Source organism: Nocardioides sp. (assembly GCF_050699375.1).
Lineage (GTDB): Bacteria > Actinomycetota > Actinomycetes > Propionibacteriales > Nocardioidaceae > Nocardioides.
This window is the reverse complement of record NZ_JBOHDN010000153.1, coordinates 1-13,113: the sequence shown is the minus strand read 5'-3', so window position 1 is coordinate 13,113 and position 13,113 is coordinate 1. Positions and strand designations below refer to the sequence as shown.

The 13,113-nt window shown below is 69.3% G+C and carries 11 protein-coding genes; 7 read left to right on the top strand and 4 right to left on the bottom strand.

Annotated features, from left to right (window positions below; all coding sequences use genetic code 11):
- Positions 1–18: 18 nt before the first annotated feature.
- Positions 19–657: a TetR/AcrR family transcriptional regulator gene (locus ACRDPS_RS11215; protein ID WP_431501715.1), complete on the bottom strand. Its 639-nt coding sequence runs from the start codon at positions 655–657 to the stop codon at positions 19–21.
- A gap of 101 nt (positions 658–758) precedes the next feature.
- On the opposite strand from ACRDPS_RS11215, the gene ACRDPS_RS11210 reads away from it, so the two are divergent.
- Together ACRDPS_RS11210 and ACRDPS_RS11205 are read left to right on the top strand one after the other, a co-directional pair.
- Positions 759–2,627, top strand: a complete 1,869-nt coding sequence (locus ACRDPS_RS11210) for an acyl-CoA dehydrogenase family protein (protein WP_431501714.1) — start codon at positions 759–761, stop codon at positions 2,625–2,627.
- 30 nt (positions 2,628–2,657) lie between these two features.
- A complete protein-coding gene (locus ACRDPS_RS11205; RefSeq protein ID WP_431501713.1) occupies positions 2,658–3,770 on the top strand; it encodes an oxygenase MpaB family protein in 1,113 nt (370 codons plus the stop codon).
- Between the two features lie 87 nt (positions 3,771–3,857).
- Here ACRDPS_RS11205 and ACRDPS_RS11200 read toward each other — a convergent pair whose 3' ends face one another.
- From ACRDPS_RS11200 to ACRDPS_RS11190, 3 genes are all read right to left on the bottom strand, one after another.
- Positions 3,858–5,021 carry a thiolase domain-containing protein gene (locus ACRDPS_RS11200; protein ID WP_431501712.1) on the bottom strand — a complete coding sequence of 388 codons (1,164 nt, stop codon included), beginning with the start codon at positions 5,019–5,021 and terminating at the stop codon, positions 3,858–3,860.
- Between the two features lie 85 nt (positions 5,022–5,106).
- Positions 5,107–6,162, bottom strand: a complete 1,056-nt coding sequence (locus tag ACRDPS_RS11195) for a thiolase domain-containing protein (protein WP_431501711.1) — start codon at positions 6,160–6,162, stop codon at positions 5,107–5,109.
- A 10-nt stretch (positions 6,163–6,172) separates the two neighbouring features.
- Complete coding sequence (locus ACRDPS_RS11190; protein WP_431501710.1) at positions 6,173–7,126, bottom strand: Zn-ribbon domain-containing OB-fold protein; 954 nt, start codon at positions 7,124–7,126, stop codon at positions 6,173–6,175.
- Positions 7,127–7,276: 150 nt separating this feature from the next.
- Here ACRDPS_RS11190 and ACRDPS_RS11185 point away from each other — a divergent pair, with 150 nt between their 5' ends.
- The 5 genes from ACRDPS_RS11185 (at position 7,277) to fadD8 (ending at position 12,936) form a co-directional block, all read left to right on the top strand.
- A complete protein-coding gene (locus ACRDPS_RS11185) occupies positions 7,277–8,320 on the top strand; it encodes an LLM class F420-dependent oxidoreductase (RefSeq protein ID WP_431501709.1) in 1,044 nt (347 codons plus the stop codon).
- 128 nt (positions 8,321–8,448) lie between these two features.
- The gene (locus ACRDPS_RS11180; protein WP_431501708.1) at positions 8,449–9,303 is read left to right on the top strand and encodes an SDR family oxidoreductase; all 855 of its coding nucleotides are present in this window, start codon (positions 8,449–8,451) and stop codon (positions 9,301–9,303) included.
- Positions 9,300–10,550 carry an NADH:flavin oxidoreductase gene (locus ACRDPS_RS11175; RefSeq protein WP_431501707.1) on the top strand — a complete coding sequence of 417 codons (1,251 nt, stop codon included), beginning with the start codon at positions 9,300–9,302 and terminating at the stop codon, positions 10,548–10,550. Before ACRDPS_RS11180 ends, ACRDPS_RS11175 begins: the two co-directional genes overlap by 4 nt.
- Positions 10,551–11,267 (top strand): PaaI family thioesterase, encoded by a 717-nt coding sequence (locus ACRDPS_RS11170; protein WP_431501706.1) that lies wholly within the window; start codon positions 10,551–10,553, stop codon positions 11,265–11,267. It abuts the gene before it with no gap.
- Between the two features lie 55 nt (positions 11,268–11,322).
- Positions 11,323–12,936, top strand: coding sequence for a fatty-acid--CoA ligase FadD8 (gene fadD8 / locus ACRDPS_RS11165; protein ID WP_431501705.1), 1,614 nt, complete (start codon positions 11,323–11,325; stop codon positions 12,934–12,936).
- The last annotated feature ends 177 nt before the right edge of the window (positions 12,937–13,113 follow it).

Here is a 13,113-nt window from a genome sequence, read left to right as displayed (position 1 = left end):
CTGCGGGGGACGCGCGGGTCAGGCTTCCGCGAACGCGCGGTGGATCGCCTTGCCGACGAGGGTGCCGAGGTCGTCGGGGCCCCAGTCGTTGCTCGTGTCGAGGAGCGACCGCACCGCAGACTCGCAGGCCGACAGGAAGAGGTCGATCAGGACCGGGAGCTTGCGCTCCAGGTCGGCAGTCTCCCACCACCGCTCCATGGCCGGTCTGATCCACTCGGTCGCTTGGGTCTGGACATGGGCCTTGGCAGCACGGAAGCGCTCGGCGATGGCCGGGTCCGGCTCACCGGAGAAGACGAGGCGCCAGGTGTCCGGCGCAGCGGCAGCGGCGCTGAGGAGTGCCCGGAAGCCGTCGACGAACGCTCGCTCCGGATCGTTGATGTCCGCGGAGCTGTGGAGTGCGGTGAGGATCGCGTCGAGCAGGTCGGCCGACTCTCGGTCAAGGAGAGCGTCGACCAGCTCGACTCGGTCCGAGAAGCAGGCGTAGACGACGGGTCGGGTCACGCCCATCGCCGTCGCGACGGAGCCGACGGTCACGGCGCCGATCCCGTCCGCGACCGCGATCGCTCGGGCCGCGTCGAGCACATGGGGACGCCGGCGCTCCGGGCCCAGGTGAGGGGCGCGTCGGCGCTGTGCACGATCGGCTGTGGTCGATGACATGGCCCAAGCGTAGGTGATCGGGCCATTTCCTGCACGGCAGTAGCAATTTCCTGCATCAATGTATTAACGTGGCGGAGTCCCCTTCAACACGGAGCGTGCACATGCAGCTGTTCAACCCTCACAAGCCCGACTTCAGCGAGTTCGATGACGAGACCCGCCGGATCTTCGAGGCGACCATCGACTTCTTCGAAGGCAAGGGCAAGGAGTGGCTGCTTCAGCAGGACCGCGACCGGGTCTGGTTCGACGACTTCCTCGACTTCCAGAAGAGGGAGAAGGTCTTCGCGACGCTCCTGACCCCCGCTGCGCAGGCAGACGGTGACCCGAACAAGCGTTGGGACGAGGCCCGTGTCACCAAGTACAGCCAGATCCTCGGCTTCTACGGCATGTCCTACTGGTACGTCTGGCAGGTCACGATCCTCGGCCTCGGGCCGATCTGGCAGACCGGCAACGAGGCGGTCAAGCGCAAGGCCGCGCAGCTGCTCGACGACGGCGAGATCTTCGCTTTCGGCCTCTCCGAGCGTGAGCACGGCGCAGACGTATACACCTCCGACATGGTTCTGACCCCCGACGGTGAGGGCGGCTACCGGGCCAACGGCGGCAAGTACTACATCGGCAACGGCAACAAGGCCGGGATGGTGTCGGTCTTCGGGCGCATCGAAGGTCTCCCGACCGGTCCGAAGACCCAGGACGGCTACGTCTTCTTCGTCGTCAACAGCCAGCACCCGGCGTACAAGCTCCGCAAGAACGTCGTCAACTCGCAGATCTACGTCGCGGCCTTCGACCTCGAGGACTATCCGGTCCGCGAGGAGGACATCATCCACGTCGGCTCCGAGGCCTTCGACGCGGCGATCAACACCGTCAACGTGGGCAAGTTCAACATCGGCTTTGGTTCGGTTGGTGCCACCCAGCACGTCTGGCACGAAGGCCTCACCCACGCCGACAACCGGGTCCTGTTCGACACCAAGGTCACCGACTTCGCACAGGTGCGTGCCAACTTCACCGAGAGCTGGGTCCGGCTGCAGGCGATGGACCTCTACTCCGAGCGCGCGGTCGACTACATGCGCTCGGGAACGGCCGATGATCGTCGCTATCTTCTCTTCGACGCGATCGAGAAGATGACCGTCAGCCGCCAGGGCGCCCGGGTCTACGACCTGATCTCCGACTGCATCGCGGCGCGCGGTTTCGAGAACGACATGTACTTCCCGGTCGGCGCGACCGCCATGATGGGGCTGCCCCGCCTGGAGGGCACTGTCCACGTGAACATGGCCCTCGCGCTGAAATTCCTGCAGAGCTACCTCTTCAGCCCTACCGACCCGAGCCTGGCCCTGCTCGCTGCCCGCAGGCCGGGCAAGCCGAGCCGGGTGCCGGATGCGGCATTCGTGCCCGCGTTCAAGGCGTCGCGCGCAGCGATCCGCGCCGTGGGCCCGCTGCTGGCGAAGGTCCCGAACACGCACGCGCCGGCGCTGCCGCCGCGTCGACGCGACATCGTCGACGACAGCTACCTGTGGAACCAGGGGCCGGCCCAGGGTCTGGGCAAGGTCACCTTCCATGACTGGCGTGCGGTGTACGCCGAATGGGCGCACCTGCCGAACGTGAGACTCCTCCTCGCGCAGATCGACGCGTTCCAGGCGCTGCTCGGCACGACCCCGCTGAGCAAGGTGCAGATGCGCGACCTGGACCTGCTGCTGGTCGTAGGCGACATCTTCACCACCGTCGCCTACGGCGACCTCATCCTGCAGCAGTCCAAGATCTCGAGCGTTGACGACGACCTGGTCGAGAGCATCTTCGAGGTCCTGGTCGGGGACGTCTCTGCCCATGCGCTGACGCTGACGCGTAAGCCGTCGCTGACCGACGCCCAGGCGAAGGCCGCCGACGCGATCCAGCGCCGCCCCGTCTTCGACGCCGAGCGCACCGCCCGAGTGTGGGCGGACGCGCGTGCCACCGCCGGTACCTACGCGATGAACCCCTGAACCTGAGTCACCCATGAATCGAATTCACCCATGAGCCGAAAAGTCACCCATGAGCACAGCCGCCGAGCCCGCAAGGAGCGCGCGATGAAGAAGACACGCAGCGAGATCAAGCCGCACGAGGACTACGGATTCTTCGGGCCGGACTCGATCACCCACAAGGTGTGGGGCTATCCCACGAGCCCGCTGATGGGCATCGTGCGCGCGGTGACGATCGAGGAGCTGGATCCCAACCTCCTCGCTGCCGTGCACAACACCGGCGCGAACTACGACCGGCTCGACACCCGCTACGCCCGGACGGTCCAGTACTTCGCCGCGGTGGCGTTCGCGGACAGCCGGACGGTTTCGAGCATGGCGGACGTGCTGGTCAAGATCCACTCCAAGGCGATCGGCATCGAGCCGGTCAGCGGCAACCGGTACGACGCCAACGACCCCGACTCCCAGCTCTGGATCCTCATCACGGGCTGGCACTCGGTCCTCACGGCCTACGAGACGTTCGGACCGGGCAGGCTGAGCGACGCCGAGGTCGAGCAGTTCTGGGCCGAGTGCGCCGTCGCCGCCGAGTTCCAGACCTGCGACCCCGACGACGTTCCCCGCACCCGCGCGGAGGTGCGTGCGTACTTCGAGGCATGGCGCCCGAAGCTCGCCGCGAGCGAAGCCACCCAGCAGATGATGCATCACCTGCTGAACGGCACCAACGCGGTCGTCTCGCGCAAGGGGCTGCTGGGTCTGATCCGCCCGGTCGTGAACGCGTTGATCTGCAAGGCGACGATCGCGACCCTGCCGCGGCACATGCGGCGGCTCGCCGATATTCGGCAGTCGCGAGCGACGGACGTCGTGGTCACCTTGATCCTGAAGGTGCTGATGGGGGTCGCCCACCGGCATCGCCCGTTGCTGCGGTGGGTCTTTGGCATCCTCGCCCCGAAGGCCCTGCCGATCGTGGAGCCGCACTGGCAAGGCATCCCGCCCGTGAACCCGGTCGTGCTCACTCCTGCCGAGGCGCGGGAACGCTACGGGTACGTCAAGCCCGCCGAGGCGCACCTCGAGCTGCGCGCGCGTCAGCATGCACGCGTCTTCGACGACCACCAGGCACCGAGCGACGAGGGCCTGGTCGAGTCTCAGCCCATGCTCGGGACCCTTGGCTGATCGCGTGGGCCTTGCGGCCGGCGGCTCCGGGTCGCTCACCACGTGTGACCGACCCGGAGCCAGGCGCGCGTCAGGGCCGGCCGAAGGCTAGTTGCTTGGCTGTTCCGACCCCACGACCCACATCGAGAAGAACTGCGAGCCGCCGCCGTAGGCGTGCCCGAGCGCCCGGCGAGCGCCATCGACCTGGTGCTCGCCGGCCCGGCCCCGGACCTGCAGGGCGGCCTCGGCGAAGCGAAGCATGCCGGAGGCGCCGATGGGGTTGGAGGAGAGCACGCCGCCGCTCATGTTGATCGGCAGGCTGCCACCGATCGCGGTCTCGCCGGCCTCGGTGAGCTTCCAGCCCTCACCCTCCGGCGCGAAGCCGAGGTTCTCGATCCACATCGGCTCGAACCAGGCGAACGGGACATAGATCTCGGCGCAGTCGATCTCGCGCGCCGGGTCGGTGATCCCGGTCGCCTTCCACAGCGCGGCAGCGGCGTCACGGCCCGCCTGGGGGTTGACCTGGTCGCGCTCGGCGGCGCTCGTGGGCTCCGAGCGCATCGCGGTGCCGTGGATCCAGGCGGGCGCGTCGTACGACTTCGCGACGTCCTCCGAGGCGATCACCATCGCGCAGGCGCCGTCGGAGGACGGGCAGGTCTCGTCGTAGTGGATCGGGTCCCAGAGCATCTGCGAGGAGAGGACCGACTCGACCGTGGTGCCCTCGTTGTGCAGGTGGGCGAAGGGGTTCTTCAGGGCGTTGTTGCGATCCTTGGCCGCCACGATCGCGCCGATGTGCGACGGCGCCTCGGCGCGGCGGATGTAGGAGCGTACGTGCGGGGCGAAGTAGCCGCCAGCGCCGGCGTGCACCGGCATCACGAACGGGATCGGCACCGAGAGCGCCCACATCGCGTTGGACTCCGACTGCTTCTCGAAGGCGACGGTGAGCACGCGCTTGTGGACGCCGGCCTGGACGAGCGAGGAGGCGACGATCGCGGTCGAACCGCCCACGGAGCCGGCGGTGTGCACCCGCATGAGCGGTTTGCCGGCGGCGCCCAGCGCCTCGGCCAGATAGAGCTCGGGCATCATCACGCCCTCGAACAGGTCGGGCGCCTTGCCGAGGACGATGGCGTCGACCTCGTCGAGGGTCAGCCCGGCGTCCTCGAGCGCCCGGTCCATCGCCTCCCGGCACAGCCCGGCCATCGAGACGTCCTCGCGCTTGGCGCGGTGGTGGGTCTGCCCGATCCCGACCACAGCCGCAGGTGTCTTTCCCATCAGTCCTCTACCTTTCTGCGCCGAGTCGGCGCGTCATAACGAGCCGACTCGGCATGAATCTCGGTCAGGATGAGCCGACTCGGCTTCATGCTTCGGCCTCCATCACGCAGATCAGGTTCTGCTGGAGTGCGGGGCCGGAGGTGGCGTGGCCCAGGACCTTGTCGGCGCTGCCGTCCCAGATCCGCTTGGCGGCCTCTCCGATCCGGATCGCGCCGGCGCTGAACATCGGGTTGGCCGCGAGCGCCCCACCCGAAGGACTGATCTGTACGTCATCAGCGAGCCCGAGCGCCGAGCGCAGGACGAGCTCCTGGTGGCTGAACGGCGCGTGCAGCTCGGCTACCTGGACGCCCGCGGTTCCGCCCGCGGCGGCAGCGGCGCGCTCGGCCGACCCCGAGGTCGTCAGGTCGCGCGTGCCCAGGTGGAGACCGTCGGCGCTGTGCGCGATCCCGGTGATCCAGGCCGGCCGCTGGTTGGCCTCGTGCGCCCGGTCGCCGGCGGCCAGCACGATCGCGGCCGCGCCGTCGGTGACCGGCGCGCAGTCGTGCTTGCGCAGCGGGTCGGCGAACATCGGCTGGGCGAGCAGCTCGTCGACCGTGGAGCCACCGGCACGGACGGCGTACTCGTTCTTCTCCGCATCGCTCAGCGACCGGTTGACGACCTCGGCCAGTGTCGCCTCGTCCCAGAGCCCGGCGTCGAGCCCGAGCCGGGCCTGGAGCGCGGCCAGGGACACGGTGTCGGGCCACAGCGGCGTCATCGTGTAGGGGTCGAGCTGGAGCGCCAGGGTGCGGCGCAGGACGCCGGCCGACGCCTTGCCGAACCCGAAGACCAGTGCGGTGTCGACCTCGCCGCTCTGGATCTTGAGCCAGGCCTCATAGAGCGCCCAGGCGGCGTCCATCTCGACGTGGGACTCGTTGACCGGTGGCAGCACGCCGATCGCGTCGATCGCGCTCACGAACGAGAACGACCGGCCGGCCAGGTAGTCGGAGGAGCCGGAGCACCAGAACCCGATGTCCTGCTTGCTCCAGCCGGTCTGCTCGTAGCACTCGCCGAGGATCGGCACGAGCAGCTCGGCCATGCTCGGTGATCCGTCGAAGTCCTTCATCTGTCGCTGGGCGAACCCGACGACGGCAACGTCTCTCACTGAGCACTCCTCACAGGTGGTGCTTGTAGGTGTCGAAGTCCGCGTCCGGCTCGTCGGCCGGCGCGAAGTGGCTGATGTTCTCGATGCTGGTGCCCCACTCCTCGCGTGGCTTCCAGACCGCCTTGACCCGCATCCCCATCCGGACCTCGTCGGCCGCGATATCCAGGATCAGGTGCTGCAGCGCGATGTCGGCGCCGTCGAGGAGGACGTACGCGGAGACGTACGGCGGCTTGATCTTCTGCCCCAGGAACGGGACGTTCACGATGCAGAAGGTGGTCACCGTGCCGACCTGGGAGAGCTCGACCTCCTCCGCGGTCGGCACCCCGTCGGTGGGGCAGGCGCCGCGCGGGGGGACATAGACCTTGCGGCACTTCGGGCAGCGCTGGCCCAGGATCCGGCCCTCGGCCAGGCCACGGAAGAACGAGGACTCCTCGGGCGAGGCCGCGTACATGTAGTCGAGGCTGACCGGAGTGATGATCCGGCTGACGTCCTCGCCGTCGTCCTCCGCGGGTCCGCGTGCCTCACGGTCACCGCCGTCGGCCTCGAAGACGAGGTCGGTCACCGACCCGGTGCGCTCCTCGGCCCATCTCGCCCGAACTCTCATCCCGGTCTCGATGTCGTCGGGAGAGGCGACCTCGACGGCATGCAGCCACGGGACGTCGGCGCCGTCGATGGTGATCAGGGCGTACGCGAACGGCTTATCGAACGGCTGGCCGGCGACCGGCTCGCCGACCCAGGTCCACGAGGTGACCGTTCCGGTGTCGGGGAGATCGACGAACTCGGTCACGGCCCGGTGGGTGACCGGGTCGTACTCGGGTGGTGGGACCGCGACTCGACCGTCGCTGAGGCGTCCGCCGACGACGGTGGTCTGCCTCAGGCCGGTGAGGAAGCGCCCTAGCACCGGGCCGGTGGATCTGGTGTAGTCGAAGGCGACCGTCACGGGTGCCTGCAAGGTGCGACTCATGCCGCCACCTCCGTTGCGCCCGCGCCAGGATACGGAGGTGGCGGCAAGAGGGAGTCGATGGTCACTCGCTGGCGCTCGTTCATGACAGAAAGTGAAACACGTTCTAGTATTGCCCACAACCCGTACGCCGGACGAAGGAGTCGATCGCACGTGAAGCTAGGTCTGCAGCTGGGGTATTGGGGCGCACAGCCGCCGAGCGGGGTCGGGGAGCTCGTCGCCGCCGCGGAGTCGGCCGGGTTCGACGCGATCTTCGCCGCCGAGGCATGGGGGAGTGACGCGTTCACGCCGTTGGCCTGGTGGGGCCGGGAGACCTCACGCGTACGCCTCGGCACCTCGATCGTGCAGATGTCCGGCCGTGCGCCGACGTCGATCGCGATGCACGCGCTCACCCTCGACCATCTCTCCGGCGGTCGGTTCATCCTCGGGCTCGGCGTGAGTGGCCCGCAGGTGGTCGAGGGCTGGTACGGCCAGCCGTTCGCCAAGCCGCTGGCCCGCACCCGCGAGGCCGTCTCGATCATCCGGCAGGTGCTCGCGCGCGAGGCGCCGGTGACGAGCGCCGGACCCCACTACCCGCTTCCGTACGCGGGTCCGGGGTCGGTCGGCCTCGGGAAGCCGCTCAAGCCGATCGTCCATCCGCTGCGCTCCGACATCCCGATCTGGATCGGCGCCGAGGGCCCCAAGAACGTCGCCCAGACCGCGGAGATCGCCGACGGCTGGATCCCCATCTTCTACACGCCCAGGTCCGCCTCGATGTACGCAGACTGGCTGGCTGAGGGCTTCGCGCGACCCGGCGCGCGGCGCAGCGCCGACGACTTCGAGATCGCCGCGACCTGCCACCTCCAGATCGTCTCCGACGAGGCCGAGAAGCGCGCCACGCTCGAGGCGATGAAGCCGTTCGCGGCCCTCTACATGGGCGGGATGGGCGCCAAGGAGCAGAACTTCCACAACCAGGTCTTCGAGCGGATGGGGTACGCCGAGCTCGCCGGCCAGGTGCAGGCGCTCTATCTGACCGGGGAGAAGGACAAGGCGACCGCGCTCATCCCCGACGAGCTCGTCGAGGATCTGCACATCATCGGCACCGAGGGCGAGGTACGCGAGAAGGTGGCGCAGTGGGAGGAGACCGGTGTGACCACCCTGCTGCTGAGCCTCTCCTCGGCTGACGAGGTGCGGAGGATCGCCGAGGTGCTCGGATGAGCGGCGGCGGGCAGAATCCCGCCATGGCGGGAATCTGCTGGCGGTTGGCCGCAGATCGGGTGCCGTTTTCCCACCATGGCGGGAAAGTGCGGCCAGCCCGAACTGCTCCCGGCCGAGGCGGGTGCTGAATGGGTGTCTACGCGGTCACCGGGTCGGCGTCGGGGATGGGGGCCGCGGTGTGCGAGCGGCTGCGGGCCGCAGAGCACGATGTCGTCACCGTCGACATCCGCGACGCCGACGTCATCGCTGACCTGTCCACGCCGGCGGGCCGGCGGACCGCGGTCGAGAAGGTGCTGGCGGCATCCGGCGGCCGGCTCGACGGGGCGGTCCTCGCGGCGGGTCTTGGGCCCGCGCCGGGTCGCGAACGACCCGCCCTGGTCACGCAGGTCAACTACTTCGGGGTCGTCGAGCTCCTCGAGGGGTGGCGTGACGCGCTCGCCGCGGCCGGCAACGCGAAGGTCGTGGTGTTCGGGAGCAACTCGGCGACGACGATGCCGTTGATCCCGGCCCGGGCGGTCGCGGCTCTGCTCGCGGGCGACTCGGAGCGGGCCCTGAGGACGTACCGGATCTTCGGCAGGAACGCGCCCACGATGGCCTACGGCGCCTCGAAGGTGGCCATCTCGCGCTGGGTGCGGCGCCGTGCGGTCGAGCCGGAGTGGGTCGATGCCGGGATCCGGCTCAACGCGATCGCGCCGGGTGCCGTGCTGACCCCGCTGCTGGAGAAACAGCTGGCCACGCCGGGGGAGGCGCGGGCGATCAGAGCGTTCCCGGTGCCGGCCGGTGGCTACGGCGACCCGGGGCTGCTCGCCGACTGGGTCATCCACATGCTGAGCCCGGCCGCCGACTTCATGGTCGGCAGCGTCGTCGTGGTCGACGGCGGCAGCGATGCGTGGTTCCGGGCCGACGACTGGCCCGGACCGGTGCTCGCTCGGCGGCTGCGGGGATATCTGCGCAAGATGCGCGAGTTCAGGAGGGTCTCGTGACCGACGCGACCACAGACCCGCTCGGCCCCGCGACCCTGGGGCCGGTGACGCTGCGCAACCGGGTGATCAAGGCGGCGACCTTCGAGGGCGCCTCACCGCAGGCGCTGGTCTCCGACCGGCTGATCGACTACCACCTCGCCGTCGCCGAGGGCGGCGTCGGGATGACGACGGTCGCCTATCTCGCGGTCGCGCCGGAGGGACGTACGCATGCCGACTGCATCTACTGGCGCCCCGAGGCGCTTCCCGGCCTGCGGCGCCTGACCGACGAGATCCACAAGACCGGCGCGAAGGTCTCCGCGCAGATCGGCCACGCCGGTCCGGTGGCCAACGCGAAGTCCAACCGCGCGGCCTCGCTGGCGCCGGTGCGGTCGTTCAACGCGCTCGGGATGGCCTTCAACCGGGCCGCCACCGCCGAGGACCTCGCGCGGGTCGCGGAGCAGCACGCCGCCGCCGCCCGGATGGCGCTCGAGTCGGGGTTCGACGCTATCGAGGTGCACCTGGGGCACAACTACCTGCCCAGCGCGTTCCTCAGCCCGAGGCTCAACACACGCACCGACGAGTTCGGCGGGTCGCTGGCCAACCGTGCCGCCTTCCCGCGGCGCATCCTCGCCGCCGTGCGGGAGGCGGTCGACGGCCAGGTCGCCGTGCTCGCCAAGATGAACATGCGCGACGGCTACCGCGGTGGGTTCGACCTGCCGGAGTCGGTCGAGTTCGCCCGCTTGCTGGAGGAGGACGGCCATCTCGACGCGCTCGAGCTCACCGGCGGCTCCTCGTTCATGAACCCGATGTATCTCTTCCGCGGCGACGCCCCCTATCGCGAGATGGCCGCCAACATGCCGCTGCACCCGGTGATCAGGATGGGCATGCGGATGGTCGGGAAGGGCTTCTTCAAGGAGTACCCCTACAAGCCGCTCTACTTCCTCGACAACGCCCGCGAGTTCCGCCGCGCGCTAAAGATGCCGTTGGTGCTTCTCGGAGGGGTCACCGACCTGACCGGGATGCGGACCGCGATGGACGAAGGATTCGAGTACGTCGCGATGGCCCGCGCCCTGCTCCGCGAGCCGGACCTGGTCAACCGTCTCCGGGCGGATCCGGCGACCACCTCGCGGTGCATCCACTGCAACCTGTGCATGTCGACCATCTATCCGGGGACCCACTGCCACCTCGACACCGAGCACGTCTACGGTGAGGCTCATCCGATCCTGACCGGCGCAACGCCGGCCGACAGACCTGAGACGAGACCCTGAATGTCCACGCACTACGGACGCGCACAACACCTGGAGACGCCGCCCGGCTTCGTCCACGACGAGCTGACCAAGGCGGAGGTGAAGGAGCGCGAGGCCGCCCTGGTGCCGTTGACCGACTCGGTCCGCCGCCTCATCGACGCGCTCGTGCGCACCCAGGTCGCGGAGCAGGGGATGGAGGACGTACGTCACCGGGTCGACGCGCTGACCGAGGAGCTGCTCGCCGATGCGCTGCCGGGTCCGCACGGGGTGCGCTTCGGATCCGACGGTGGCTACCGCAACTACGGCAACCCGGTGGTGGGGAAGGGGAACGCGATCGCTCCGCCGATCGCGTTCCAGCGCGACGGCGAGGCGGTCTCTGCCGAGTTCGAGCTGGGCCCCGCGTACGAAGGTCCTCCGGGTCTCGTCCACGGGGGAGCCTCCGCGATGGTCCTGGACCAGATGCTCGGCGAGGCAGCCTCAGCGGGCGGGAAGCCGGGGATGACCGGCACCCTGACGGTCGTCTACCGGCAGGGCACGCCGTTGGGCCCGTTGCGCGGCGAGGCGAGGATCGAGTCGGTGGAGGGCGTGAAGTCGGTCGTACGCGGCCGACTGCTGACCCGCCCCGCCGACGGCTCCGAGCCGGTCGTGTGCGTCGAGGCCGAGGGCATCTTCATCCTGCCGCGCTGGGCGCGCCAGGACCCGGCCGGCGTCGACCGGGAGCATGTCGGCGAGGCCTGAATGCGGCGCCGCCAAATGTCTAGAACACGTTCTAGTTTCGCGGTAGGGTGCGAGCATGGATACCAGCCGCATCGGTCCCCACAACGGTCATCTGATGGTCTCGGCGCTGGAGCGCCACAGGAGCCGTCCGATCATGATGGTCTCGTCAGGCTCACAGAGTTCGACAGCGGGGGCCGATGCGCCGGTGAGCCTGACCGGGGGAGAGGTGTCGGCGCGGATCAGCCAGTACGTCCAGGCGTTCGAGGCGCTCGGCGTCGGCACCGGCACGGCCGCCGCACTGCTCGCGCTCAACCGGCCCGAGGTGCTCTTCATCCTCGGTGCCGGGCAGACGCAGGGATTCCAGCGCACGGCGCTGCACCCCCTGGGGAGCGCCGAGGACCAGGCGTACGTGATCAACGACGCCGGGATCACCGGCCTCATCATCGACCCATACTTCGCCGACCGTGCGGTCGAGCTGCTCGAGCTGTGCCCCGGGCTCAAGCGAGTGCTCACCATCGGTCCGGTGCCGCCGCAGCTGGCCGAGGTCGGGGTCGACCTGGTCGCAGCCGCGGCGACGTACGATGTCGAGCCGCTCCGGGCACGGCTGCTGCCGCCCGACCACGTCACCTCGATCACCTACACCGGTGGGACGACGGGGAAGCCGAAGGGCGTGATCGGGCGGGCCGGGTCGTTCGCGACGATGACCCAGGTGCAGCTCTCGGAGTGGGAGTGGCCCGAGGCGCCCCGTTTCCTGATGTGCACCCCGCTCTCGCACGCCGGCGCGGCCTTCTTCGTACCGGTCGTGATCAAGGGCGGCACGCTGTTCGTGCTCCCCAAGTTCGACCCGGCCGAGGTCCTGGAGACCATCGAGCGTGAGCGGATCTCATCGCTCATGGTGGTGCCGACGATGCTCTACGCCCTCCTGGACCACCCCGACTCCCGCACCCGCGACCTGTCCTCGCTGGAGACCGTCTACTACGGCGCCTCCGCGATCAACCCGGTGCGGCTGGCCGAGGCGATCGAGCGCTTCGGGCCGATCTTCGCGCAGTACTACGGCCAGTCCGAGGCGCCGATGGCGATCACCTACTTCGCCAAGGGCGACCACGTCGATGCCGACGGGAAGCCGCTCACCCATCGGCTCACCTCCTGCGGCCGGCCGTCCGCCCTGGTTCGCACGGCACTGCTCGGAGCCGACGGCACGCCCGTCGCCCCCGGCGAACCGGGCGAGATCTGCGTCGCCGGGCCCTTGCTCTCCGGCGGCTACTGGCAGCTGCCCGAGGTCACCGCCGAGACCTTCAGGGACGGCTGGATGCACACCGGCGACGTCGCCCGTGAGGACGAGGACGGCTTCTGGTACATCGTCGACCGCACCAAGGACATGATCGTCACCGGCGGCTTCAACGTCTTCCCACGCGAGGTCGAGGACGTCATCGCTCAGCATGCCGCCGTGGCTCAGGTCGCCGTGATCGGCACCCCGCACGAGAAGTTCGGCGAGGCCGTGACGGCCCTCGTCGTCGTACGTCCCGGGGCGGATCTCTCCGACGCGGTCATCACCGAGATCCAGGCCCTGGTCAAGGAGAGGAAGGGCTCGGTCCACGCGCCGAAGCAGATCATCGAGGTCGACTCGATCCCGATGACGGCCCTCGGCAAGCCCGACAAGAAGGCTCTCCGCGCGCGCTTCTCCGGATGAGTCATCAGGGGTAGCGCACCGCGTATCGAAGGTGGGTCACACCTCGGCCCTCGAGGCGTCGGACGGGCTCGAGCTCGATGGGCCCGGCCCCGTCGTCGGGGAAGAGCCGTCGCCCGGCGCCGAGGAGCACCGGCACGAGGTGGATCTCGATCTCGTCGAGCTGGCCAGCGGCCAGGA

Bases quoted from the DNA above. Each gene is read 5' to 3' on its own strand.
- ACRDPS_RS11190 (WP_431501710.1), bottom strand. From the start codon at position 7,126: ATGAGTCGCACCTTGCAGGCACCCGTGACGGTCGCCTTCGACTACACC.
- ACRDPS_RS11200 (WP_431501712.1), bottom strand. From the start codon at position 5,021: ATGGGAAAGACACCTGCGGCTGTGGTCGGGATCGGGCAGACCCACCAC.
- fadD8 (WP_431501705.1), top strand. From the start codon at position 11,323: ATGGATACCAGCCGCATCGGTCCCCACAACGGTCATCTGATGGTCTCG.
- ACRDPS_RS11170 (WP_431501706.1), top strand. From the start codon at position 10,551: ATGTCCACGCACTACGGACGCGCACAACACCTGGAGACGCCGCCCGGC.
- ACRDPS_RS11210 (WP_431501714.1), top strand. From the start codon at position 759: ATGCAGCTGTTCAACCCTCACAAGCCCGACTTCAGCGAGTTCGATGAC.
- ACRDPS_RS11205 (WP_431501713.1), top strand. From the start codon at position 2,658: ATGAGCCGAAAAGTCACCCATGAGCACAGCCGCCGAGCCCGCAAGGAG.
- ACRDPS_RS11215 (WP_431501715.1), bottom strand. From the start codon at position 657: ATGTCATCGACCACAGCCGATCGTGCACAGCGCCGACGCGCCCCTCAC.
- ACRDPS_RS11180 (WP_431501708.1), top strand. From the start codon at position 8,449: ATGGGTGTCTACGCGGTCACCGGGTCGGCGTCGGGGATGGGGGCCGCG.